This is a genomic window from Paractinoplanes hotanensis (assembly GCF_023717965.1).
GTDB lineage: Bacteria > Actinomycetota > Actinomycetes > Mycobacteriales > Micromonosporaceae > Actinoplanes > Actinoplanes polyasparticus.
Map to the genome: position 1 here is coordinate 148,012 of NZ_JAMQOL010000048.1, position 23,902 is coordinate 171,913.

Sequence of the window (23,902 nt, forward strand, 5' to 3'; positions counted from 1 at the left end):
CGATCAGGCGCGCGACCACTTCTGGTTGGGCTGGCCGGAGCAGTCCCACAGCTGCAGCTGGGCGCCGTTGGCCGTGTTGCGGTCCTTGATGTCCACGCACTTGTTGGCGGAGACGTTCACCAGGTCGCCCTGCTGCGACAGGGTAAACCGCTGCACCGGGTTGGTGTTGCACTGGACCAGCTGGATCGGGGTGCCGTTGGTGAGCGCGCCGCCGGCCGGGTCCATGCACTTGCCCATGGCACGCATCGTGCCGTCGCCGTTGGCAACCCACTGCTGCGCGGCGGTGCCGTTGCAGTCGTAGGTCTGCAGCCGGGCCCCGTCCACCGGGTTGGCGCCCGGAATGTCGATGCAGCGGCCGCTCAGGCTCGACTTGAGCGCGGTGCCGCTACCGCCCGGCGGCGGCGTCGGCGTCGTGGTCGACGTGTTGACGTGCACGTAGTCGATCAGCATCTTGCTCTCGGCGGGCAGGCCGGCCGGGTTGCCCTGGCCGAAGTTCCCGCCGATGGCCAGGTTGAGGATGATGAAGAACCCGTGGTTGAAGACCCAGTTGACGTTGCCCTTGGCGGCGCGCAGCGATTCCGGGGTGGCGCGGAAGTACTCCCGGCCGTCGACGGTCCAGACGACCAGGTTGGGCGACCAGTCCACGGCGTACGTGTGGAAGGCCTGGTGCCACGGCGTGCCGGAGGTCGTGATGGCGCCGAACGAGTTGCCGCCGGAGTAGCCGGGACCGTGCAGCGTGCCGAACAGCTGGTTGGGCTCGCGGCCGACGACCTCCATGATGTCGATCTCGCCGTCGGTCGGCCAGTTGCTGCCGCCGAGCATCCAGAACGCGGGCCACAGACCCGAGCCGTTGGGGACCTGGATGCGCGCCTCGATGTGCCCGTACTGCTGGGTGAACTTGCCGGCGGTCTGGATCCGGCCCGAGGTGAACTGGCAGGCGCCGTTCCAGCAGCTGTTGCCGCCACTGCCCTTGCGGGCCGTGATGACCAGCTGGCCCTGACCGTTCATGGCGACGTTGCTGGTGCCGCTGGTGTAGTACTGCAGCTCCTGGTTGCCCCAGCCGCCGCCGCCGGTGTCGAAGTTCCACTTCGACGTGTCGACGCCGCTGCCGGCCGGGCCGTTGAAGTCTTCGTTCCAGACGACGGCCGCCTCGGCCGTGTCGTTGCGGGAGCCGACGGCGAGGCCGGCGCTCAGGGCCACCACGAGGGCGGTGGCCGCGATCAGGAATCGGGACTTGCGCATGGGGATGATCCTCCGGGGAGAGGAGTGGGGGTAATATGCAACAGTCTTAAAAATTGACCGCCATGAGTCAAGTCAAAGCCGGTCCTACCCGGAAAATCGGCCCCTAAGACTCCACTCGAACTGTGCGTCGGCGCACTTCAGGCCACGGCCAGGGCGGCGACGGCGATCACCGTGCTCATGGCCAGGAACGCAGTGTGATGAGCGCTCCACCAGCGGATGCGCCCGCGGACGGAGGCCGGGCACTCGTCGGGCCGGACCACCCGCAGCGCGACGACGGTGAGAGCCGCCAGGACCATGCCGGCCACGCCCATGCCGGCCACGCCCAGGCCGGCCACCAGGGTGGCGAACTCGGCTGGCGTGGTCGGCTCCATGGCGTCATCTCACCGCGCCGCGGCGGGTGGCGGTGTCTCAGCTTGAGACGCGGGGATCGTCACCAGAATTCGGGTGGTAGGGCTTCCAGCCGGCCGTCAGTCGTGGAGGCGGCGCAGCCATCGGCCGACCTGGGTGAGCAGGCCGTCGGTGAAGGTCCAGGCGGGCCAGGGGAAGCGGCCGGCAGCCGTCTCGCCCGGCAGGAAGGTGAGCATCTCGCGGCCCTGGTCGTCGAAGCCGAGGGCCCGGGGAGCGCCGCCGAAACCGGCCGCCTCGAGGTGCCGCAGCAGCGCGTGCACGGTCGGCGTCCACGGTGAGGCCTGCTTGTGGACCACGCCGCCGATCCGCACCGCGCCGACGGTGTTGCCCCCGGCCAGGGTCTCTTCGGTCATAGCCGATGTATAGACCCCGCCCGGCGACGGCGACACCCGATTACGACGGCCGGGCGACTGGCAGTCGCCCGGCCGTCGTACGGCAGACGTCAGGCCGGACGGAGCCAGTCGCGGACGATGGTCAGTAGCTCGTCCAGGTCGTGCGTCCCGGACAGGCGCCGGGACTCCGTCCGTACCTCGCCGGTCGCGCTGTCGACCAGGTCGGTCTCGGACTGACCGTCGTCCCAGATGACCACCTGGGCCATGCGGTCGCCGTCCTCGACGACCCAGCTGAGCGTGCGCGGAACGTGGCCCGAAGGGGACTCCTCGAGTTTCGAGGTGGCATCCCAGGCCGGATTCTGCGCCCGCCCGCCGGCGATCCAGCGCCGGGCGTGAGACAGCAGATCAATGTCCATCAGCAGATCTCCAGGTTTCCCGCGTCCGGCAGTTCGAGCGGCAGGCCGCCGCGCTTCACCGCCAGCCGCGAGAACACGGTTGTCGAGTCGGCCATCTTGTAGTCACCGGGCCGGCCGCCGGGGATCAGCGACGACTTCGGCACGTCGAACTCGGCGTAGACCGAGCCGGGCCGCGAAGATCGGTAGGCCTCCTTGTCGGCCGGGTAGACCACGTACGACATCCCACTGCCGTGACCGGGCTGAACCTTACCCGTGTTCTTGATCTTGTCGTACTCCTCCTGGGACATCCACCGGCCCACGCGCACGATCTCTTCGTCGTTGTGCACGAGCACCGGGACCTTGCCGGCCATCACGTAGTAGGTGTGGATGTCGGCGACGGTCAGGTTGTAGACCGTGGTGGTCTCGGTGCGCGGATCCACGGCCGTGACGGAAACGGGCTTACCGCCGAACGCCTGCAGTTCCGTGCCCGCGGCCAGCTCCTTGGCCGGTAGCCAGGCGTTGCGGGCAGGCACCCAGAAGGGGTGTTCGTCGGTGGCGGTGATGACGGCGGGCGTGGTCGTGGGGTCGGCGTCCTCGTCGATGGAGATGTCGACGAGGTGCTTGATCCCCTGGCCCGTGATGAGGGCGGTGACGGGCTTGACAGCGGTGCGGTTCCCGAGGGGATCGGTCGCCTCGACGCTGGTGGCGCCGGGCGTGACGTCCTCGATGTTCCGCGTGTCGTCGTCGGAGTCGCCGTCACGCAGCAGAACCTTGGTGCCGGCCACGAAGCTGTTCCGTGGGGCGAGCGCCGGGCACTTGCCCCTCTTGAGCTTGAGCTTCTCGACCAGTTTGAGAACGTCGCGGATCTTGTCGGAGTTCTTCCAGGCCTTGGCCCCGGTGGCGAGATAGCCCACCAGCGGGACAGCCGCGCCGGCCGAGAGCAGACCGCCGACCCAGTCGCCGCGGCTGAAGGACACCGCGGCGTCGATGCCGTCGCAGACCTCACCCGCGGCGGGAACGAGGCCGCAGGCCATGAGCGTGAGCTGGAGCAGGTCCAGCAGCAGCTCGCCGTTCTCGCCGATGAACTCCTTGACGTCGCCCAGCATCGTGCAGCCCGCCGAGGCCGCGTTCGCGGGCGACTTGCACCGCTCCTGGTGCAGCATCTTGTCGGCGAAGTCGGTCAGGACGTCGAGGCACTCTCTCGACGCGGACGACGCCTCGAGCGACAGGCAACCCCAGGTCTTGTGGTCGTCGGCCGCGGTGCCCTGCCCGCCTGGCCCGCTGCCCGGCTCGGTGCTGCGCCGGTCGAGCTCGGCCTGCTTCACGCGGTTGGTGTAGATCACGTCGGCCTCGGTGGCCGCCTTCGCGGCTGCCTCGGCGTCCTTGCCGGCTGCCTCGGCTGACGCCCGCGCGTCCCTCTTGGCCGCCTGTGCGGTCGCCGCGTCGGCCGCCGCACGACGGGACGCGGCGGTCGCCGTCGCCGCCGAGCGGGCGGCCTGGCTCGCACTCGCGGCCGCGCTGTTCGCCGCGTTGCGGGCGGTCTGCGCGGACCTCGCCGCGTCCTCGGCGGACTTCTTCGCCGCATCGGCCGAGGCCGCGGCCTGCTTGGCGAACGCCGTCGCGTCGGCGGCCGCCTTGTCGGCCCGGGCCTTCGCCGCGTCGGCTTCCTTGGTGTGCTGCTGCGCGCGCTCCGCGGCCTCGACGGCCCGCCCGGCGTCCTCCAACGCCTTCTGCGCGTACTGCGTCGCCTCGGCCAGCAGCTTCTTCACCGTCGCCACGTGCGCGGCCTGTTCCAGGTCACGCTGCTGCGCCTCGTACTGCCCGGTCGTCACGAAGAACGACAGCTGCGACGCCGTGCCGGCGAGCGCGACCTTGGCTGCGGCCCTGACCTCGGGGCCGCCTTCCAGCAGCCCGGTCGCGGTGAACCGGTCGTCCGCGGCCCGCGCCGCGTACTGACCCGTCCGCAGGAACTGGTGCAGCTCCGCCCCGGTGCCCTCCAGGGCCCGGCTCGTCGCCGCCTTGAGGTTGGCGCTCGCGGTCGGCAGCAACGCGTACGCGGCCTGCCGGTCCTTGACGGTCTTGCCGGGATAGTTGCGCGTGCGCAGGAACTGCTCCACGACCGCGACATCACCGTTGAGAGCTGTCCGCGCGGCGGTCTTCTCCGCGCCGTCCGGCAGCGTGTCGACCAGCCGCCAGACCCGGGCCCGGTCGTCCTGACCCGCCGCGGACCGTCGGCCCGTCGCCAGCCACTCCCGCAGATCGGCGTCGGTGCCGCTGAGAGCGTCCTGCGCCGCCTGCCTGGTCCAGTCGCCACCGGTGTAGGTGAGCGCGAGCGCGACCCGCCGGCCCCGCTCCAGCACCACGACCGGGTCGGCGCCGGGCGCGGTCGCCTCGGCCAGCAGCGTCCTGGTCGCGGCATCGATCCGGTCCTGCTCCGCGGTGTCCCACAGCAGCGACCGGTTCCAGACGGCGATCTCGCCACCGGCCGCCGTGGTCTCCTGCTCGGCCTGCACCGCCGCCTGCGCGGCGGCGACACCCTGCTCGGTCCATTCGGCCAGCCGCGTCTCGTCGTCCAGACGCGCCAGGGCCTCCAACTTGGTGGCTTGGTTGGCCGCGGCCACCGCCGTCTGCGCCGCGGCGTCGGCCGCCTTCGCGTGCTTCGCCGCCTCGATCGCCGAGTACTCCGCGCGATCGGCCGCGTCCGCCGCCGCGTTGGCCTGCGTCACCGCCGTGCTGGCGTGCTGGGCGGCGGACTGGGCCAGCGCGAACGCCTCGTCCGAGGCCTGCTGCGCCTGCCGGGCCAGCGACTCGGCCCGGTCCGCAGCCCGGTCCGCGGTCTTCGCCGCCGCGCGCGCCTGCGCGGCCGCGTTGCGGGCCCGCTGCGCCTGCTGCGCGGAGACACCCGACTGCGACGACGCCTCGTCCGCGGCGTTCGCCGCCTCGTCGGCGTTGGCGCCGGCCTTGCCCGCCGCGACCGCCGACGCCAGGGCCTGCGCCTGCGCGCGGTCCCGCTGCGCCTTGACCTGCTCCAGCTGCTGCGCCAGGGCGGCCGCGTCGCGAGCCGCCTCGGCCGCCTCACGGGCCAGCCGGGCATCGCCCGCGTTCAAACGCGCCGCCGTCGCGGCCCGCTGCGCCCGCGTCGCCGCCTGAGCGGTCAGCGACGCTGCCGCCGTGGCCTTGCGCGCCGCGTCGGCCGCCGTCCGGGCGGCCCGCATGGCCGCGTTCGACGCCTTGACCGCCTCGCGTGCCGCCGCCGCCGCGCCGTCCGCGGCATCCGCGGCCCGCCCGGCTGCGGCCGATGCCTTCTTCGCGTCCCCGCCGGCCGCCTTCGCCTCGGCCACGGCCGCGTTCGCGGCCGCCTTGGCCTCGGCGGCGGCGTTGCCGGCCTGCGTCGACGACTCCTCGGCGGCCAGCGCCTCACGCGCCGTCGCCGCGCCGGCCTGCTTGGCCTGCTCGGTCAGGCTCCGGATGGAGGCCAGCTCGGCGTCGCGGGCCCGAGCCACGTACTGACCCCACCGCAGGAACTCGGCGAGCTCCTCCGGCGTGCCCGTCAACGCCTTCTGCGCCGCCTCGTTCAGCAGCGCACCACTGTTGTTGGCCGCGCCGGTCAGCATCCGGGTCGCCGCGAGACGATCGTCCGCGTGCTCGGCCGCGCGCCGGCCCGTCGACATGAACTCGTTGAGGTCCGCGGCCGAGCCGTTCACCGCCCGCTGCGCGGCCGCCTGAACCGTCGGGCCGCCGGCGTCGAGGATCCGGAACGCCCGCACCCGCTCGTCCGCGTTCCACGCGGCACGCCAGCCGCCGTCGACGAAGGTCCGCAACTCGGCCGGCGACTTGTCCAGGCTGGCCAGCGCGGCCGCGGTCAGCGACGGGCCGTCCGTGCCGGCCAGCGCCTGCGCGGCGAGCCGCTCATCGGCGGTGCGAGCCGAGGTGAAACCGGAATCGCTGTACGCCCGCAGGTCCTGCTCCGAGCCGACCAGGGCCGCCTCGGCCGCCCGCTTGACCGACGGCCCGCCGGACTGCACGTCGGACGCCGCGGCCTCCCGCAGCTCGTCGACGGTGAACTCAGGAACATCAGCGAACGCGGGCTGGACTCCCGCGCCGGCGAGTTGCACCGCCAGGGCGAGTACGAGACCAGTTCCCACTGTTCGCAACGCGCGTATTGCTCTCGGGCCCGAACTTCGGGCGTACGCCGGAAAGACTGCCATCAGAAACCCCCGTTGCCGAACGACACAACAAAGAGACGCCTGCCCCGCGCGGGGCAGGCGTCAGCACGTACTTCGATCAGGTGGCCGGACGCCGAGCGGTCAGCTCATGCGGATCTCGACGAGGACGGCCTTGGGCAGCTCGTTGCCGTCGCCCGGCTCGATCGCCACCGGTTCGTTCGGCTCGACGGCGTACTCCTTCGTCGCGGCGTCGGGGTCGCCCGTCACCTTCGCCTTGACCACCAGGTCCTCGGTGCCGCCGCGGACGCCGAACGTGCCCGGCACCTCCAGCGTCAGGTAACCCTTGGACCCGATCGTCTTGAAGCAGTAGTACAGCCCGAACGGCGGCAGACCGTTGGTGGACTTCTCGACCTGGGTCAGGCCCACCGGGCACTGCCCCTCGGCCAGCGTGCGCTTCGAGTCGAACAGGATGTGGCCGTCGCCCTTGAACAGCTTCAGCTCGTGCTGGGCCAGGATCCCCGCCGCGCCCGGATAGGCGTAGTCCTCGACCAGCGACGGCGGCGCGTCGTCGGCCTGGGCGGCGGTGACGCCGGAGGCAGCCAGCCCCACGCCACTGGCCAGTGTGAACACAGCAAGAGCCGAGAGTGCCTTGGCACCCTTCATATGAATCCCCCGTTGAAATTGTGTGACCGCCCTGCCATCGAACGGAGACAGAGCCAGCGCGCTGGACAATATCGGCGGCCACCGATCTCCGCAAGGCCGCTCGAGCCTTGACGTTGATGACAGCCGATGTTTGACTTTGGTCGTTCATGCTCGTTCAGTTCAGAGGGGCGTGCGATGGTGATTGGTCGGAAGCGGATCGGGGCTGTCGCGGCGCTGAGCCTGATCGGAAGCCTTCTGGTGGCGGGCGAGGCGGCCGCGGCTCCCCCGCTCTATCCGCCCGGCGGCACGAGCACACAGTTCCTCGATCACCGCGCGCTGCTGGGGACCACCCCCGAACCGGCCTGGTACGAGGCCAACATCCCGTTCGTCGACCTGCCCGACGACGAGATCGAGAAGACGTACTACTACCGGTGGCGCACCTTCAAGGAAGCCCTCAAATACACCGGGCCGCAGGACGGGTGGATCGTCTCCGAGTTCCTCGGGCCGGTCGGCTACTCGGCGCCGTTCGGCGGCATCAACGCGGCCGCCGGGCACCACATCTACGAGGGACGCTGGCTGCGCGACCGGCGCTACCTCGACGACTATCTCGACTACTGGCTCACCGGGTCGGGCTCGGCGGCCAAACCGGCCACCGAGGAGCTGAACAAGAACACCACCGACTGGGCCCACCAGTACTCGTTCTGGGCGGTCGACGCGGCGGTGGCCCGGGCCGAGGTCACCGGTGACTGGCGGTTCCTCACCGAGCGGATGCCGGCGCTCGAGCGGCAGTACAAGGGCTGGAAGCGCACCAACTTCGACGCGGCCCGCGGCGTCTACTGGCAGACGCCGGTGTGGGACGCGATGGAGTTCACCGCCGGCTCGTACCAGAGCGACGACCCCTACCACGGCGGCGACGGTTACCGGCCCACGCTCAATGCCTACCAGTACGGCGATGCCCGCGCCCTGGCCCTGCTGAAGCGCAAGGCCGGCGACCCGGCGGCCGCGCGGCGCTACGACAGCGAGGCGGCGCGGCTGAGGACGGCGACCGAGCGGGCCCTGTGGGACGGCTCCTTCTACAAGCACGTCATGAAGGGCCAGAGCACCCGCCTCGCCGACCGGGAACTCATGGGCTACGTGCCGTGGTACTTCAACATGCCACCGGCCTCGGCCGCGCCGGCCTGGGCCCAGCTCACCGATCCGCAGGGGTTCGCGGCCACCTACGGGCCGACGACCACCGAGCGCCGCAGCCGGTGGTTCATGCACCAGGCGCTCGACGGCTGCTGCCGGTGGGACGGGCCGAGCTGGCCGTTCGCCACCAGCCAGACGCTGACCGCGCTGGCCAACCAGCTGCTCGACTATCCGGCACAGTCCTACGTGGACGCCGCTGACTACGTTTCGCTGCTTCGCGGGTACGCGCTGACCCAGCGCAAGAACGGCCAGCCGTACGTGGCCGAGGCGCACCATCCGGACGAGGACCGCTGGATCTACGACGGCCGCGGCCACAGCGAGGACTACAACCACTCGACGTTCACCGATCTGGTGCTCTCCGGGCTGCTCGGCATCCGGCCGCAGGCCGGCGACACGGTGCGGATCGCGCCGCTGGCCCCGGCGGACTGGACACATTTCGCAGTCGAGAACGTGCCGTATCACGGCCACAACCTCACGGTGGTGTGGGACAGGGACGGCAGCGTCTACGGTCGCGGCGCGGGAATGCGCGTCTGGATCGACGGCGTGCAGAAGCTTTTCCGTACGACGCTGGGGGACGTGCGGGTGGCGGTGCCGGCCGCACCGGCGACGGCCGGGCAGCCCGAGCTCGTCGACGACGCGGCGAACGTACGGGAAACGGGTTATCCCGCCGCCGGCGCCTCGTACACGTGGTCCGGGGACGCCGCCGTCAACGCCATCGACGGGCAGGGCTTCCACCTCGACGTGCCGACGACCCGCTGGACCTCGTACGGAACGCCCAACAGCAGCGACTGGCTGGCGGTCGATCTGGGCGCGCCGACAACGGTTTCCGACGTACGCGTGGACTTCTACGACGACGACGGCGGGGTGCGCACTCCCCCGTCGTACGCGTTGCAGCACCAGACCTCCGACGGCGCCTGGCTGGACGTGCCGGGCCAGCAGCGCACCCCGGCGGCACCGGTCGGCCGTGCCATCAACCGGATCGTGGTCGACCCGCCGCTGACCACCGACCGTTTGCGGGTCGTGGCGCCGGGCTCGTTCGGCATCACGGCGCTGCAGGTCTGGCGGCAACCCGACCCGCGGCTGAAGGCGTCGTTCACGGTGAGCTCGCTGGCGATCGACGCCGGCCGCACCGTGCGCGTGCAGAGCCGGGTCACCGCTGCCAAGCGCACCACCGGCGTGCACGCGTCGCTGCAGGTGCCGCGCGGCTGGACCGCTAGCGCCCGCACGGCCGCGCAGGCTCCGGTGCTGAAACCCGGCGCCACCCTGACGACCACGTGGGACGTCACGATCCCGGCATCGGCCGATCCCCTGGCCGGCCTGCCGATCCGGCTACTGGCCGAGGCCGGCGCCGGCGTGAGCGGCGCGCTGCTGCCCACCCGCTACCAGTTCGACCCGGCCGACTATCCGGTGACCGTGTGGGACGACGACTTCTCCACCGATCGGCTCGACCGGTACCGCGTCGACCACCCGGCAGCCGAACCGTCACCGCAACTGACCGTCGCCGGCGGCACGCTGACGGCTGCCGCCGGTTCCCGCGCGTTCGCCGTCCTGGCCGCCCCCGTCACTACCGGCTCGGCCGTGATCGTCGAACCCACCAAGTTCGCCGGATCCAGCCCCGAGGACAGCCTTTTCCTCGGCTTCTCGGCGGGCGACCGCACCAACGCGCTGGCCTGGTACAACAACTTCCACGGCACCTCGGGCGCCGACGTACGGGTGGACGGCACAGCCCAGCCCGACGGCGGCTGCTGCGCCCCCGTGCGCTGGCAGCCGGGTGACCGCTTCGCCGTCCTGGCCCGCTCCGGCAGCCTCACCACCTGGCACGAGCACGCCGGCGTCTGGACCCTCCTCCACACCGCACCCCTGGCCGCCGTGCCGGGTTCCCCCGCCTTCGGCCTGCGACTCGACGTGGGATCGCTGGCCCTCACCCGGGTGACCGTCCGCTCCCGCTAATCGCCCCCACCGCCGCCGCTGCCCGAGTCGCTCGAGTAGCCGCCGTCGTCGCTGCTGCTGCTCGACCAGAAGCTGCCACTGCTGTCCCCGCCGCCCCGGCGCTTGCTCTGGGGCCGCGGGTCGTTGTAAGCACGCACCACGAGAACCACGAAGACCACGGCGACAACGACGACAGCGCCCACCACGAAGAGGATCTCCATGGCGGCAGTGTGCGGCACGCTCGCCACCCGTCAGAGCACGACGGTGCACCTTGCTGAGCTGAGCCGAATCACCGCTACCAGGCGACACCGTCTGAGCCGGGCAGGCCATCCGCCGTCAGCATCTCGTCGAGGGCTTTGGCAATTCGCTGGAGTCCGGCGCCGGTACGAGGAAAGCGCCGGCCCGAAATGAAGACGATGCCGTGATGTCCGAAGCCTTGCTGCGCCAACCGCGCGAAGTCACTGATGTTCTCGGTGACCACGCACCGGCGATTCCGGCTCGCCCAAGCCAGAACATCCTCGTCCGTCTTGGCGGCGAGTCCCACCTCGATCTCCAGGACGGCGACCGCATCATGGCCGGATTGCCGCAGGTGTTGCGCGAGCGCCGGCGGATACATCTCGTCGAGGAGGAGACCCCTCAGGGCTTCCGCTTCTGCAGAAGCTTCTGCTGGGCTTCCCACAACTGCTCCTCCCGGTCCGCAACTTCGTTGTTGAGGACTATCCGTTCGTCGATCTCGTCGGGGTATGCGGCGTAGTAGCGCAAGGCAACCCCCACCTGGGCCGAGGCCAATCCGGTCACCTCGGCAAGCTGGCGGAGCAGTGCAGCCGAGTCGATTTCGGGATCTTCATCGCGGACGGCGTTCAGCGCCGCGACGACCTCCCAGATGTCCGGGCCACCCGCGAGTGCCGCTCGCCGGCCGGTCGGACCGGGCCGGAAGGTTACACCGGGATGTTCGTAGGTCCTCAAGGCCTCGTCGATGAACATATTGGCCACGGAAGAGGAGGAGGATCCGGGATGCTCCCTGACATAGCGATCCAGGCGGGACAACACCTCGGCATCGAAGCGAACTGAGCGCGGTGCGGTCATGACTACAGCGTAGTCGGTAGTAGTAGGTTTGTCGCACCATCTGCGGTCGACGGTCAACTCAGCGGGAAGACGGACTGGGCCCAGGGTGGGCGGGCGGAGGGCTGGATCGAGGTCACCCACTTGACCCACCAGAAGCCACGGCGGCCGGGGGCGGCCAGGCGGGCCGGGTAGCCGTGGCCATAGGTCAGGGGGCGGCCGTCGATCGCGGTCACCAGCCAGACGTCGTCCAGGGTGCCGGGGCCGAACCAGCGGGCGTAGCCGGTGGTCGAGCGGACCTCGAGGCTGCGCCAGCCGTCGGTGGGCACGCCGGCCGCTTCGAGCAGGGCGCTCAGCCGTACGCCGTCCCACTGCTGGCTGCTGTACCAGCCGCTCGTGCAGTCGAGGACCGCGGTGAACCGCTCGTGGGGCAGGGCGAGCAGGGCGGCCAGATCGAAGGTGGTGGCGCCGACGCGTACGTGCCAATCGGTCTGGTCGATGCGTTGAATGCCGTCGTCGAACCAGGACGTGACCAGCAACCTCTCCTGCGGGACGGAACCGCTGAAGCGACGCTCGGTGGCGGCCCACGTGTCCCAGGCGGCGGTGGCCGCGGCCGCGCCGGCGCCGAGCACGCCCAGTCGCAGCAAAGCCCGCCGGTCGACGTCGGTTCGTCGCGGCCGGACGTAGTGGCCGACAAAATGCAGGGCCACCGCGAGCAGCGCGCCGATGGCCGCGCCCACGTGGATCTGCATGAGGGTCAGCGGGCCGACGTCCTCGACCTTGCCGGTCGAGTGCAGCAGCCCGCTGCCGATCGTCACCAGCACGAACACGAGCAGTGTCAGCGACAACGCCTTCTTGCCGCGGCCGCGACGCTGGTTTCCCAGGCCCCGCCGGATGACCACGTACTTCCACGGGGCCAGCAGCAGGATCGCGAGCGCCGCCCCGGCATGCAGCTGGATGAGGTCGAGCGGCCAGTTCACCCCGATGGTGTTGGCCGCCGTGCCGGTGAGCACGCCGGCCGCGATCAGCAGCCCGAGGGCGAGATCGATGCGCCGCCCACCCTGTCGCGCCCGGAAGCTCACCCTCATGGCCGAACGGTAACTCGGCGACCCGCTCCGGTGGCCGGGGTGAGACGGTCCCGTCGCTCAGTGCGCGGGCAACGCTCTGCGCGTATTGTCTTTGCTGCGGCCGGTTTTCGGCTGCCGCCTCGGACCCCGGCGTGTGTCGCTGCGCTTCAAAAGGGTGGGCCATGGCACCGTACTCAACGTCCGTCTGCGCCGTCGTGGTCGTAGCAAACCCCGCAACAACGTGAGCTCTGGTGACGTGCCGGCAGACGAGCGCCACCATCCGGATGCCGGGCTGGATCGGCTGGGGGACAGGGTCGAGCACGGCCTGGACCACCTCAGCGCCGTGATCAAACCCCGGCTCCGGGGATGGCTGCATGCCGTTGCCTTCCCCGTCGCCGTGGCAGCCGGAGCGATGTTGACTGTGCTGTCCCCGGATACCGGTTCCCGGCTGGCCTTGACGCTGTTCACGCTGTCGGCGGCGCTGCTGTTCGGCGTCAGCGCCGTGTATCACCGCGGTCAGTGGACACGGCGCACGCACGGCTTGCTGATGCGGTTCGACCACGCCAACATCTTCCTGATCATCGCCGGCACCTACACGCCGTTCTGCGTGCTGGCGCTGCCGTCCGAACAGGCCCGAGCCCTGCTGTGGATCGTGTGGTGCGCCGCCTTGGGCGGAGTCGCCTTCCGGGTCCTGTGGGTGGGCGCGCCGCGCTGGCTGTACGTGCCGGTCTACATCGCTCTGGGCTGGGTCGCCGTCATCTACCTGCCCGGGTTCTGGCAGGCGGGCGGTGCAGCGGTGGTTACGTTCCTCCTTCTCGGCGGCGTGCTCTACACCCTCGGCGCTGTGGTCTACGGCTTGAAACGGCCTGACCCCAGCCCGCGCTGGTTCGGGTTCCACGAGGTCTTCCACGCCCTGACCGTTGCCGCCTTCACCGCCCATTGCATCGGCATCTCGATCGCCCTGAGCACCGTCGAGGTCTGACGGCGTCCCGGAGGGATTCCGAGGCGCGTCCCCGTTCCCGGCGTCACACGCCGCAAAGCGTCCTAGGAACCTAGTCTTTGTGTCGGACGGCGCCGATCAGCAGCGGCCAGATCGCGGTGTGGTCGCCGTAGACCTGCGCGGGCCTGGCCGCGTCCGGCCTGACCAACCGCGAGATCGCCGGCCGCCTCGCGCTGAGCCGGCGCACGGTCGAGACCCATCTGGCCCACACGTACGCCAAGCTCGGGATGGCCTCCCGCCACGGCCTCGACGCAGCGCTGAAACCTACGGGGTGAGGGACGCCAGAATGACGTCCTGCGCCGCGCGCACCGTGGCCTCGTACGACGCCGGGTCACGGCCGATCCGTTCGGCGCCCGCCCGCATGGCCCCGGAAAGCAGTTCCACGGTGAGCGGCACGTCGCCGACATCGCGGAACTCTCCGCGCGCGACGCCGTCGCGGACGACGCCCTCCACCTCGGCCACCACCACGGTGAACGGGTTGCCGGGCCCCTTGGGCACCTCGGCCACCAGCGCGGCCGAGCCGGGCCGGAACATCGGCTGCAGAGCCTGATCGGTCGACGCGGCCAGAACCGCCGCGACGATCTGCCGCATCCGCTCGGCGGCCGGTTCCGCCGAGCGGGCGGCGATGGCGGTGACGCTCTCGACCATCGGCCGGCTGGCCCGGCCGGTCAGCGCGAGGACCAGCGCGCTCTTGTCGACGGCGTAGTTGTAGAGCGTGTTGCGCGCGAGCCCGGCCCGGGCCGCGATGTGGCCCATGGTGATCGACTCGTAGTCGCGTTCGAGCATCAGCTCGCGCATCGCCTCGGCCAGGGCGGCCCACACCATCTCGTGGTGTTCCTCGATGCTGGCTCCCCTGATCCGCGGCATACGGTCATCCTGCCTGAGGCGCCAGATGCGGGTTCTCCTGGTGGGCGACCGTGAGCTTGACGCGGCTGAGCCGCCAGCCCCGAGGCGTACGGACCGCCTCGTTGTCGTAGAAGCCGACCACCAGCCAGCGGTCGCCGGAGGGCGTCCAGTGCTCGGCGCGGACATGCGCGTGCACCGTCGCGTGGTCGCCGTCGATCTCGACGACGTGTCCGGTGATGGCGTGGTGGGTGGCGGTGAAGGGCGCGAAGGAGCCGCGGAGGATCTCCACGTATTCCGGCAGGGGCAGGGTCATCGGCGGTACCTCGACGACCGACGAGAAGTCGAGCGTCACCGGATCGGTGAGAACCCGCCCGGGCAGGTCGGTGAACTGCTTGAGGTCGGCGACGTCGGCGTAGCGGCCCAGCAACTCGATCAGTGCGGCGTGATCATCCATGGCGCAAAGGTTACGACAGGTTGTCGTAAAAAACCAGGCGGGTCAGGAGGGCGTCAGCAGGGCCTCGTTCGCGAGGAACAGCGGGATCGCGCGGGCGGGCTGCGGCACCGCGTAGTGGAAGCCCATCCCCTGCCGGTAGCCGAGGTCGTGGAGCATGGCCGCCTGCGGGGCGCCCTCCACGGCCTTGGCCACCGCGGTGATGCCGAGGTCGGCCGCGAGCGTGGCGATCGCGCGGGCCACGGCCGCCTGCCGGGGCGAGGTGATGATCTGCTCGGTGATGGAGCCGTGCAGCTTGATGACGTCGATGGGCGCCGTCGCCAGCGACCGCAGGGAGGCCGGCCCGGCGCCGAAGTCGTCCAGCGACACCCGTACGCCGGACTCGCGCACCGCCCGCAACGTGCGCGCCACGGGCTCCTCGAGCAGAGCGTCCTCGGTCACCTCGACGATCAGCCGGCCGGGCGCGGTGACGGTGCGCGCCACCTCGTCGGCGAAGCCCGGTTCGCGCAGCTGATGAGCCGAGACGTTCACGTACGTCGCGGGCCAGTCCGCCTCCTGCTGACGGCACGCCTCAGTCAGCATCCAGCGGCCGAGCGGCACGATGAGCCCGCTGCGTTCGGCGATCGGGATGAAGTCGCCCGGCATGATCGGCCCCCGGACCGGGTGCTGCCAGCGGGCGAGCGCTTCCAAGCCGGTCAGCGTGCCCTCACCGAGCCGGACGATCGGCTGGTACACCAGCTCCAGCTGCCCGCCCGCGACCGCGTCGTGCAAGCCCTCGAGCACCGCCGCCTGGTCGAGGAAGTGGGCCTTCAGACCCGACTCGTAGTGCACGGGCCGCCCGTGGCCGCGCGACTTGGCCGTACGCAACGCCATCTCGGCCTTGCTGAGCAGATCGGTCCCGCGGTCGCCGGGCGCGGCGTGAGCGACCCCGGCGCTGGCCCGGGCCGAGACCGGGCGGCCGCCCGCGTCGATCGGGCTCGCCAGCGCGACCCGGATCCGCTCGGCCAGTTCCTCGAGCCCGGGCGCCGCGATCCGGGGCACCAGCACCGCGTACTGGTCGCCGCCGAGCCGGCCGACCACTCCGGCGTCAGCGACGGTGTCGCGCAGCACGCGGGCCACACCCTCGAGGATGCTGTCCCCGGCCTCGTAGCCGAGCACGTCGTTGACGCCGGCGAAGTCGTCGAGGTCCACGACCAGCACACCGGGCGCGTCACCTCGTTGGAACCCTTCGGTGGCCTCGTCGAGACGGCGCAGGAACGCCGCGCGGTTCGCCAGATCGGTGCCGGTCACAAGACTCCGATCGGCACCCGGCGACCTTCGCTTAGGGTCCGTGTCGCCGGCCGAAGAGGCTCACCTCGCGCGGCTCGCTGCCGATCACCAACTCGTGGAACCCAGGCGCAGGCTGACCCCGGACCCCGTGCTGGCCGGGCTGGCCGTCTTCAGCCTGGCCCTGATCGGGTGGTTCCTCGCCGGTCCGGGCGGGGCGACCGTCTCGTGGACGGTGCAGACCGGCCTCGACGTGACCATCGTCGTCTGCTCGTGGCGGCTGGCCCGGCAGGACGCCGGCCACCGGCACGCCCGGCGCTTCTGGCTGGCCGTCCTCGCCACCGGCGTGTGCTGCGCGCTGGGCGACGGCTTCCAGGCCGTTCTCACCCTCTTCGACCCGGCCGCCGGTCACCAGCCGAGCGTGGTCCAGACCGGCCTGGTCGTGCTCGGCATGCTGATCGTCGTCGTCACGATGGTGTTCCACCCGCTGGGCGGCACCGGGCGCCAGCGGCTGCGGCTGTGGCTGGACGCGGCGACCGTGCTGGCCGGCGTGGCCGTCTTCCTGTGGTACTTCCTGCTCGCCGGCGTGGTCACCCACGGCAACCGGACCGAGCTGGCCGGCGCCGTCGCCACCTCCACGGTCATGCTGCTGATCACCGTCGGCCTGCTCAAGCTGATGCTCGGCGGCACCGCCCCGTTCGCCCGCGTGCCAGGGATCGTCGCCAGCATCGGCGTGGCCGGCACCGCGGTCGCCGCCTCGACCGTGACGCTGGTGGCCGGCGACGCCGAACCGGGCGTCATCTACGTCTCCCAGCTGTTGCCGTGCCTGCTCATGCCGGTCGGCATGCGCCTGCAGACCCTGCACATGCGCCGTGCCGCAACCGGCACCGCCCCCGCCGACCGGCGCCGTTCGAGCCGGCTGCCCTACGTGGCCATCGTCGCGGTGCAGCTGCTGCTGCTCGCCGCGCTGGTCGGCCACAGCGGCGACCTGCGGATCTGGGGTGTCGCCGTGGGCGCGGTGACGATCACCGCGCTGGTCCTGTCGCGTCAGCTCGCGGCGTTCACCGACAACGAGCGGCTGCTGGCCGAGCTCGACCACCGGATGGCCGAGGTCCGCGACCTGCACGACGAACTGCACCACCGGGCCACCCACGACGCGCTCACCGGGCTCGCCAACCGCAGCCTGCTGGAGCAGCGCCTGGCCGAGCACCCGGCCGGCGACCAGGTCAGCGTGCTGCTCGTCGACCTCGACGGGTTCAAGCCGGTCAACGACTCGTACGGCCACCACGCGGGCGACCAGGTGCTCGTCGCCGTGGCCGAACGGCTGGCCGCGTGGACGCCCGAGGGCGGCCTGGCCGTGCGCCTGGGCGGCGACGAGTTCGCGGTCCTGCTGCCCGGCCCGGCCGAGAGCTCGGCGGAGGTCCCGACCGAGGGCCTGGCCGCGGCGCTGGAGAAGCCGATCATGCTGCCCGGCACCGCCGAGGTCACCGTCGGCGCCAGCGTCGGCCTGGCCACCGGCTCGCCGGCCGACGCCACCCCTCTGCTGCGCGAAGCCGACGCCGCCATGTACCGGGCCAAGGCACAACGCAAAGACGGAGAAACCACTGAGTTTCTCGGTTTGACCGAGGGGCGGCGCACCGCCGAGGCCGGCCCGGCCGTGCTCGACGCGCTGCGGGCCGCCCACCGCGGTACCTACGAGCGCGTCAGCCGTACCCCCTGAGCTGGATATCAGCCTTTCGGAGGGGCCGCCGCCGACGATCTTCGGAGTAACTTACGGGCAGTGTTCCTCTCCGTTCTGGGCCCGCTGCGCGCCACCGTCCGGGGCGCGGCGGCCGACCTCGGTGGGCCGCGGCAGCGGGCCGTGCTCGCACGTCTCGCTGTCGCGGCCGGTGAGGTCGTCTCGGCCGACCGGCTCGTCGACGACCTGTGGGGCGATGCCGACGTGCCGGCCAAGGCGCTCGCCACCCTCCAGGTGCACATCAGCCACCTTCGCCGCGCGCTCGAACCGGGCCGGGCCCCGCGCACTCCGGCCACCGTGCTGGTCAGCGCGCCGCCCGGCTACGCCCTGCGGCTCCCCCCGGAGGCGGTGGACGCGTGGCGCTTCGACGCCCTGGTGCGCCGGGCCGCCACGGCATCGCCGGCCGAGCAGCTGCGGCTGCTGACCGAGGCGCTGGACTGCTGGCAGGGCGACGCGTACGCCGAGGTGGCGGCCCAACCGTGGGCCGTGCCCGAGGTGGCCCGCCTGGCCGAGCTGCGCCTGCTGGCCGTCGAGTCCCGGGCCGAGGCGCAGCTCGCGCTCGGCCGCTCGGCCGTCGTCGTGGCCGAGCTCGAGCGTCACCTGCACGACAGCCCCGGCCGCGAAGCCGCCGTCCGCCTGCTGGCGCTGGCTCTCTACCGGTGCGGCCGGCAGGGCGACGCCCTCGCTGTGCTGCGGCGCACCCGCGACCACCTGGCCGACGAGCTCGGCGTCGACCCCGGCCCGGTGCTGCGCGCACTCGAGTCGGCCATCCTGGCGCAGGCCCCGGCGCTCGACCCGCCCCCGGTGGCGGCCGCGCCGCGGGCTCCCTTCACGGCCGTGCCCGTCGCCTGGGGCCGAGACGCCGAGCTGGCCACGCTGGCCGCCGCCGCCGAGGAGGCCGATCAGCACGGCGCCCGGGTCGTGCTGATCGGCGGCGAGGCCGGCGCCGGCAAGACCACCCTGGCCGAGGCGGCCCTGGCCACGCTGGCCGAGGCGGGCTGGCACGGGCGCCGCGGGCGCTGCCCCGAGGTGGCCGGCGCCCCGCCCGGTTGGGCCTGGTTCGAGGCCCTGGACATCCCGACGCCGGCCGCCGCCGACGCCAACCCGTTCGAGCTGGGCCGCTCGATCGCCGCCGCGCTCGACACCGGCCGGACGGCGGTGCTGCTCGACGACGTGCACCAGGCCGACGACCTGACCCTGCAACTGCTGCGGCAGGTGGTCGCTCAGCAGGCCCGGCGGCCGCTACTGGTGCTGGTCACCTATCGCACCACCGACCGCGGCGACGAGCTCGACGCGACGGTCGCGGCACTGCTCGGCGCGACCTCGGCCCACCTCGTGCTGCGCGGCCTGGCCCCGGCCGCGGTGACCGAGCTGGCCCGGCGGCACGGCCTGGCCGAGGCGGGCCCGGAACTGCTGGCCATGGTGGCCGAACGCACCAACGGCAACCCGCTGTTCGTGCGGGAGCTGGCCCGGCTCATCGCGGCCGAGGGCGCCGGCGCGGCCGGGTCGGGAATCCCCACCGGCGTCCGTGAAGTGCTGCGCCGCCGGATCGCCCGCCTGCCCGACGCCGTCGCGACCACGCTGCGGCAGGTCGCCGTGCTCGGGCGCGGGGCCGACCTCGATGTGCTGGCCGCGGTGGCCGGCCGCGACCCGGACGACCTGCTCGACACGCTGGAGGCGGCGGTCATGGCCGGGCTGCTCGACGAGCCCGCGCCCGGTCAGGTGCGCTTCACCCACGCGCTGGTGCGCGACACGCTCTATGAGGACACTCCGCTGCTGCGCCGGGCGCGGTTGCACAGCCGGGCCCTGGCCGTGCTCGACGGGCAGGCGGAAGCGGCGACGCTGGCCCGGCACGCGGCCGCGGCGGCCGGTCCGGCGACGGCGCAACAGGCCATTCCGTACGCCGTGACAGCCGCCCGCGCCGCCGAGCGGGCCGGGTCGTGGCGGGAGGCGGCCGGCGAGTGGCGGCAGGCGCTGCGGCTGCGGCAGCTGGCGGGCACCCGGGCCATCGGTCCGGCGGTCGAGCTGCTGGCGCCGGCCGTGACAGCGCACGCCCGGGCCGGGGACATCGTGCGCGGGCGGGCGATCTATCTCGACGCACTCCCCGCCCACGACGACATCGCGCTGCACATCGCCTGGGACGCGCCGCTCATCTGGACGACCCGCGACGGGCGCGAGCCGTCCTTCGTCGCGGTCGAGGCCATCCGGGCCCGGCTCGCCGGTGAGCTCTCCGACGATGTTCGCGTACGACTGCTGCTCGCCCTCTTCCGCGAGCTGGAGGGCTACGACGAGGCCGAGGCGCAGCGGATCAGCGCCGAGGCCCTGGCACTGGCCCGCGGCGTGGACGACGCGCGCCTGCTGTGCGCCGCGCTCAACGTGCGGGCGTACGCCGCGCTCGGCCCCGACCTGCGCCGTGAGCGCCGCCCGGTCGCCGAGGAATACCTGGCCCGGGCCGTGGAGTCCGGCCAGCTCGACCACGAGGCGGTCGCGCACTGGCTGCTCTTCCTCGACTCGGCCGCGCACACCGAGCTGGACCGGGCCCGGGCCGAGATGGACCTGGCCGTCGCCCGGTCGACCACGGGACAGCTGGGCAGCCTGCTGGCGGTGGTCGGCATCTTCACGGCGCTGCTCGAACTGCTGGCGGGGCGGGTCGACGAGGCCCTCGAACGGTACGAGGAGGTGAGCCGGCGGCTGGCCGAGCACGGCGCGTTCAACGGCGCCGCCATGGCCACCGTGGGGCGGCTGGGAGCCGCGATGGCCCGGGACGACTTCGCGCCGCTGCGCGACGAACTGGTCGCGGTCGAGGCCGCGTACCCGGGACGGGTGACGGACCCGCTCGTGCTCGCGCTGCTGGACTCGGGCGACGAACCGGGGGCCCGGCGAGTGTGGGCGGAGCGCCGGCCCATCGACCGGAACTACTACTGGCTGGGTTTCACCACGCTGCGCGCGCACGCGGCGGCCCGGCTCGGCGACGTCGAGACGGGCGCTCTTCTCGTCGCCGAGCTGCTGCCGTTCGCCGGACGGGTCGCCGGGCTCGACTCGGGCTCGCTCTACGCCGGCCCGGTCGACGGCGCCCTGCACGCCCTGACCGGCGATCCGGCGTACGCGCAATCGGCCGCTGCTCTCACCGCGAGTCTCCGAACACCAGACTCTCGCGGCGCTTGAACGGCAGCGGCAGCAATCTGATCATCAGAGCGACCGGGATGCCGCCCTCGCGCCGGGTCTCGGCCAGCTCGTCGTCCGTGCAGACGGCCAGGATGCGCGGCACCTCGAAGCTCATCTTGGCGCCCCGCCGGCGAATCGCCGTCTCGACCCGGTTCCACTCGTCGTCGGAGACGTACTGCTTGATGAGCGGCACGATCGTGCGTTCTTCGTCGGCGATGTGCTCGCGCAGGGTGTCCCGCAGGTCGGCCAGATCGGCGGCCAGCTCGGCCGGGACGACGTGGGTCGCCGCGAGTGCGGCCGCGCCCGCGCGGATCCGGGCCAGCTTGGGATCGAGCACGGCGTGGTCGTCGGTCAGCTCGGTGAGGTCGACGTGCGCGCCCGCCGAGCGCTCGAGCACCGGCCACAACACCTCGTCCTCGGCGCTGTGATGGTGGTGGATGCTGTCGCAGAGATCGGTGAGATAGCCGGCGATCGCGGTGGCCCGCTTGCGCCCGGTTCGCGCCGCGGTCAGCCGGTCGGTCAGCTCGGCCAGGCGGTCGAGGTCGCGCAGCATGGCGCGGTGGGCCAGAAGCAGGCCGGTGGGTTCGTTGTCCATGCCCCGTACGGTGCCGGGGACCGCCTTCAGCCGGCCTAAGAGCGACTTAAGACGCCTGGCGCACGGGCTCGTCGGCGAGCCAGATCTCGGCGAGCTCGCTGAGCGGCACGTCGAGGGCCTGGCTGAGGCCGACCACCGTGCCGAACGCGGGCGCGGGCAGCCGGCCCGCCTCGATCTTGCGGAGCGTCTCGGGCGAGATGCCGGCGGCCAGGGCCACCTCGACCAGGCCACGGTTGCCGCGCGCGGCCCGCAGAGCGGCGCCGAGGCGCTGGCCGGCGGCGATCTGTTCGGGGGTCAGAGGTGGGCGAACCATGCCCGCAGGATACCGCCCGCAGCACCGTGGTATAAAAATACCGAGACAGCGCGTCGAGAAGGAGACTGTCGTGATCGAGCTCAAGTCGGCCGAGGAGATCGGCCGGATGGCGGTGGCCGGCCAGTTCGTCGGCGAGCTGCTCGCCGAGTTGAGCGGCGTCGCCGCCGTCGGGGTCAACCTGATGGACATCGAGCACCACGCCCGCCGGCGCATCAAGGAGCGCGGCGCCGAGTCCTGCTACTGGGACTACGCCCCGTCGTTCGGCCGCGGCCCGTTCCGCAACGTGCTGTGCCTGTCGGTCAACGACGCCGTGCTGCACGGCCTGCCCCACGACTACGTGCTGCGCGACGGCGACCTGCTCAGCATCGACATGGCGCTGGGCATCGACGGCTGGGTGGCCGACTCCGCGCTCTCGTTCGTCGTCGGCACGCCCGACCCGGCCGACCTCAAGCTGATCGAGGCGACCGAGGTCGCGCTGGAGGCCGCGATCACCGCCGCCCAGCCCGGCGGCCGCCTCGGCGACATCTCGGCCGCGATCGGGCAGGTCGCCCACTCGTACGGCTATCGCGTGAACCACGAGTTCGGCGGCCACGGCATCGGCCGCACCATGCACGAGGCCCCGCACATCTCCAACGACGGCCGGGCCCGCCGCGGCATGCGCCTCGACCCCGGTCTCACGGTCGCCATCGAGCCCTGGCTGTGCCAGCACACCGACAAGATCAAGTACGACGAGGACGGCTGGACGATCCGCTCGGCCGACGGTTCCCGCACCGCCCACTCCGAGCACACGGTGGCCATCACGCCGACCGGCCCGCAGGTGCTGACCCGCCGCCCCACCCCCGCCGCCGACACCGACGAGCCCACGAGGAAGCCCGCGGCAGCCGCCTAGTTCTCCGCCGGGGCGCATGCCACCCGGCCCTTCGCTGGGCGGGATGCTGACCGACGACGCGACGAGCTGGTTCGCCGTCGACCCCGTCTTCCTGCTCGTCCCGGGACTGGTGCTGGCCGCCACCGGATCGGCGTTTCTGCTGCTGGCCGACGGGCTGCGCCGCGGGTTGAGGTCAGCGCCTGTCCTGCCGGCCACGCGCAGCCCGCGTAATCGGCAGGCCAAGCGCTAACGGTTGCGGCGCAGGCGGCGCAGGGCGAGCGCCAGCTGCAGGCGCAGGCGGCCGCGGGGCTCTCGGACGTCCCAGCCCAGCACCGGAATCGTGTGGGCCAGCCTGTCCTGCAGGGTGGAGTGGTGGACGCGCAGGGCGGTGGCGGCGGCGCGGAGGCTGGCCGTCTCGGCCACGGCGTCCAGCGTCGTGAGCATCCACGGGGCGGTGGCGGCCGCGCGGTCGAGGGCCCGCACGTCGGGCACGGGCTCGGTGCCGGGGCCGACGGCGGCGGCCAGCAGCGTCAGGCCGCCCAGGTCGTCGGCGTGCACGACGCGGCGGCCGGGGTCCTGTTCGGTGCCCTCGGCGGTGAAGCGCAGGGCGATGCGGGCGGCGGCCCACGACTCGGGCAGGGCCGCGGGCGGGCCGGCCGGGCCGAGGCCGGCTCGACCGGTGGGCGGCTCGGCGGTCTCGGGACTGAGCGCCGCCGTGCCGTCTTCGAGGGCCATGGCGCGTACGCGGTCGGTGGGTTTGTAGCCGAGCCGAGCCGCCGCCTTCAGGCGCGCCGATTCGTCCGCCCCGGCCTCGATGACCAGCTCGATCAGGGCCGGATCGGCCTGCGGCGGGTGACTGCGGGTGCGCTCGAGCACAGCCCGGGCCGCGGCGGCCGCCCGTTCCAGCACCATCGCCTCGACCGGACCGGGCGGACCGGGACGTTCCAGCCAGAGGGTCGCGCTGCCGGCCGTGGCCGACATCCAGGCCGGGTCGAGCGGAACCGGGAGCCCGGCCGAGCCGTCGGGCTGGACCCGCACCTGGAGGCGACGATCGTCCTCGACGAGGCGGGCGGGACAGCCGGCCAGGACGGCCGCCCCGCGCACGATCGTCTGCAGGCCGGACCGGGCCTCGGCCAGACGGTCGAAGTAGGCGATGACGCGCAGGGCGGCGCCGGCGTCGGGGTCGAGCGCGGCGAGGCGGACGGCGAGGTCCTTCACGATGCCATCCT

23 protein-coding genes are annotated in these 23,902 nt (G+C 72.4%); 7 read left to right on the top strand and 16 right to left on the bottom strand.

Annotation, left to right across the window (positions count from 1 at the left end; all coding sequences use genetic code 11):
* Positions 1–3 precede the first annotated feature (3 nt).
* From LXN57_RS33390 to LXN57_RS33415, 6 genes are all read right to left on the bottom strand, one after another.
* On the bottom strand, positions 4–1,242 hold the full coding sequence (locus LXN57_RS33390) for a ricin-type beta-trefoil lectin domain protein (RefSeq protein ID WP_251802202.1): 1,239 nt from the start codon (positions 1,240–1,242) through the stop codon (positions 4–6).
* Between the two features lie 137 nt (positions 1,243–1,379).
* Entirely contained in the window at positions 1,380–1,613 is a 234-nt protein-coding gene (locus LXN57_RS33395) for a hypothetical protein (RefSeq protein WP_251802203.1), read from the bottom strand.
* Positions 1,614–1,709: 96 nt separating this feature from the next.
* On the bottom strand, positions 1,710–2,003 hold the full coding sequence (locus LXN57_RS33400; RefSeq protein WP_438872939.1) for a hypothetical protein: 294 nt from the start codon (positions 2,001–2,003) through the stop codon (positions 1,710–1,712).
* An 89-nt stretch (positions 2,004–2,092) separates the two neighbouring features.
* Positions 2,093–2,398, bottom strand: coding sequence for an immunity protein TriTu family protein (locus LXN57_RS33405; RefSeq protein WP_251802204.1), 306 nt, complete (start codon positions 2,396–2,398; stop codon positions 2,093–2,095).
* The gene (locus LXN57_RS33410) at positions 2,398–6,522 is read right to left on the bottom strand and encodes a TreTu family toxin (protein ID WP_251802233.1); all 4,125 of its coding nucleotides are present in this window, start codon (positions 6,520–6,522) and stop codon (positions 2,398–2,400) included. The genes LXN57_RS33405 and LXN57_RS33410 overlap by 1 nt, the downstream gene beginning before the upstream one ends.
* A 162-nt stretch (positions 6,523–6,684) precedes the next feature.
* Positions 6,685–7,173, bottom strand: a complete 489-nt coding sequence (locus LXN57_RS33415) for a hypothetical protein (RefSeq protein ID WP_251802205.1) — start codon at positions 7,171–7,173, stop codon at positions 6,685–6,687.
* A 207-nt stretch (positions 7,174–7,380) separates the two neighbouring features.
* On the opposite strand from LXN57_RS33415, the gene LXN57_RS33420 reads away from it, so the two are divergent.
* Positions 7,381–10,323 carry an MGH1-like glycoside hydrolase domain-containing protein gene (locus LXN57_RS33420; protein WP_251802206.1) on the top strand — a complete coding sequence of 981 codons (2,943 nt, stop codon included), beginning with the start codon at positions 7,381–7,383 and terminating at the stop codon, positions 10,321–10,323.
* Here LXN57_RS33420 and LXN57_RS33425 read toward each other — a convergent pair.
* The 4 genes from LXN57_RS33425 to LXN57_RS33440 all read right to left on the bottom strand — a co-directional run bounded on the left by LXN57_RS33425 (position 10,320) and on the right by LXN57_RS33440 (position 12,452).
* Complete coding sequence (locus tag LXN57_RS33425) at positions 10,320–10,523, bottom strand: hypothetical protein (RefSeq protein ID WP_251802207.1); 204 nt, start codon at positions 10,521–10,523, stop codon at positions 10,320–10,322. The genes LXN57_RS33420 and LXN57_RS33425 overlap by 4 nt on opposite strands.
* 74 nt (positions 10,524–10,597) lie before the next feature.
* Positions 10,598–10,981, bottom strand: coding sequence for a DUF5615 family PIN-like protein (locus LXN57_RS33430; protein ID WP_251802208.1), 384 nt, complete (start codon positions 10,979–10,981; stop codon positions 10,598–10,600).
* Positions 10,939–11,388, bottom strand: a complete 450-nt coding sequence (locus tag LXN57_RS33435) for a hypothetical protein (RefSeq protein WP_251802209.1) — start codon at positions 11,386–11,388, stop codon at positions 10,939–10,941. Before LXN57_RS33435 ends, LXN57_RS33430 begins: the two co-directional genes overlap by 43 nt.
* Positions 11,389–11,441: 53 nt before the next feature.
* On the bottom strand, positions 11,442–12,452 hold the full coding sequence (locus LXN57_RS33440; RefSeq protein WP_251802210.1) for a molybdopterin-dependent oxidoreductase: 1,011 nt from the start codon (positions 12,450–12,452) through the stop codon (positions 11,442–11,444).
* Between the two features lie 133 nt (positions 12,453–12,585).
* Here LXN57_RS33440 and trhA point away from each other — a divergent pair, with 133 nt between their 5' ends.
* Together trhA and LXN57_RS33450 are read left to right on the top strand one after the other, a co-directional pair.
* Positions 12,586–13,413, top strand: a complete 828-nt coding sequence (trhA, locus tag LXN57_RS33445; protein WP_251802211.1) for a PAQR family membrane homeostasis protein TrhA — start codon at positions 12,586–12,588, stop codon at positions 13,411–13,413.
* A 143-nt stretch (positions 13,414–13,556) separates the two neighbouring features.
* Entirely contained in the window at positions 13,557–13,706 is a 150-nt protein-coding gene (locus LXN57_RS33450) for a response regulator transcription factor (RefSeq protein ID WP_285904701.1), read from the top strand.
* Here the strand turns inward: LXN57_RS33450 and LXN57_RS33455 are convergent.
* Genes LXN57_RS33455 through LXN57_RS33465 form a run of 3 tightly spaced genes read right to left on the bottom strand, consistent with a single transcriptional unit; the run spans position 13,696 to position 16,018 of the window.
* Positions 13,696–14,298 carry a TetR/AcrR family transcriptional regulator gene (locus LXN57_RS33455; protein ID WP_251802212.1) on the bottom strand — a complete coding sequence of 201 codons (603 nt, stop codon included), beginning with the start codon at positions 14,296–14,298 and terminating at the stop codon, positions 13,696–13,698. The two genes, LXN57_RS33450 and LXN57_RS33455, sit on opposite strands and share 11 nt — an antisense overlap.
* A 4-nt stretch (positions 14,299–14,302) precedes the next feature.
* Positions 14,303–14,731, bottom strand: a complete 429-nt coding sequence (locus LXN57_RS33460; protein ID WP_251802213.1) for a nuclear transport factor 2 family protein — start codon at positions 14,729–14,731, stop codon at positions 14,303–14,305.
* 42 nt (positions 14,732–14,773) lie between these two features.
* The gene (locus LXN57_RS33465) at positions 14,774–16,018 is read right to left on the bottom strand and encodes a putative bifunctional diguanylate cyclase/phosphodiesterase (protein ID WP_251802214.1); all 1,245 of its coding nucleotides are present in this window, start codon (positions 16,016–16,018) and stop codon (positions 14,774–14,776) included.
* Between the two features lie 94 nt (positions 16,019–16,112).
* On the opposite strand from LXN57_RS33465, the gene LXN57_RS33470 reads away from it, so the two are divergent.
* Together LXN57_RS33470 and LXN57_RS33475 are read left to right on the top strand one after the other, a co-directional pair.
* On the top strand, positions 16,113–17,714 hold the full coding sequence (locus LXN57_RS33470) for a GGDEF domain-containing protein (protein WP_251802215.1): 1,602 nt from the start codon (positions 16,113–16,115) through the stop codon (positions 17,712–17,714).
* A gap of 60 nt (positions 17,715–17,774) precedes the next feature.
* Positions 17,775–20,897, top strand: coding sequence for an ATP-binding protein (locus LXN57_RS33475; RefSeq protein WP_251802216.1), 3,123 nt, complete (start codon positions 17,775–17,777; stop codon positions 20,895–20,897).
* Here the strand turns inward: LXN57_RS33475 and LXN57_RS33480 are convergent.
* Together LXN57_RS33480 and LXN57_RS33485 are read right to left on the bottom strand one after the other, a co-directional pair.
* The gene (locus LXN57_RS33480; protein ID WP_251802217.1) at positions 20,857–21,492 is read right to left on the bottom strand and encodes a hemerythrin domain-containing protein; all 636 of its coding nucleotides are present in this window, start codon (positions 21,490–21,492) and stop codon (positions 20,857–20,859) included. The two genes, LXN57_RS33475 and LXN57_RS33480, sit on opposite strands and share 41 nt — an antisense overlap.
* Before the next feature lie 46 nt (positions 21,493–21,538).
* Positions 21,539–21,805 carry a helix-turn-helix domain-containing protein gene (locus LXN57_RS33485; RefSeq protein WP_251802218.1) on the bottom strand — a complete coding sequence of 89 codons (267 nt, stop codon included), beginning with the start codon at positions 21,803–21,805 and terminating at the stop codon, positions 21,539–21,541.
* A 70-nt stretch (positions 21,806–21,875) separates the two neighbouring features.
* Between LXN57_RS33485 and map the strand changes: the two genes are divergently transcribed.
* Both map and LXN57_RS33495 read left to right on the top strand, forming a co-directional pair.
* Positions 21,876–22,694 carry a type I methionyl aminopeptidase gene (gene map, locus LXN57_RS33490; RefSeq protein ID WP_251802219.1) on the top strand — a complete coding sequence of 273 codons (819 nt, stop codon included), beginning with the start codon at positions 21,876–21,878 and terminating at the stop codon, positions 22,692–22,694.
* 43 nt (positions 22,695–22,737) lie between these two features.
* The gene (locus LXN57_RS33495; protein WP_251802220.1) at positions 22,738–22,923 is read left to right on the top strand and encodes a hypothetical protein; all 186 of its coding nucleotides are present in this window, start codon (positions 22,738–22,740) and stop codon (positions 22,921–22,923) included.
* Here the strand turns inward: LXN57_RS33495 and LXN57_RS33500 are convergent.
* Entirely contained in the window at positions 22,920–23,891 is a 972-nt protein-coding gene (locus tag LXN57_RS33500; protein WP_251802221.1) for a helix-turn-helix domain-containing protein, read from the bottom strand. The two genes, LXN57_RS33495 and LXN57_RS33500, sit on opposite strands and share 4 nt — an antisense overlap.
* Positions 23,892–23,902: the final 11 nt, after the last annotated feature.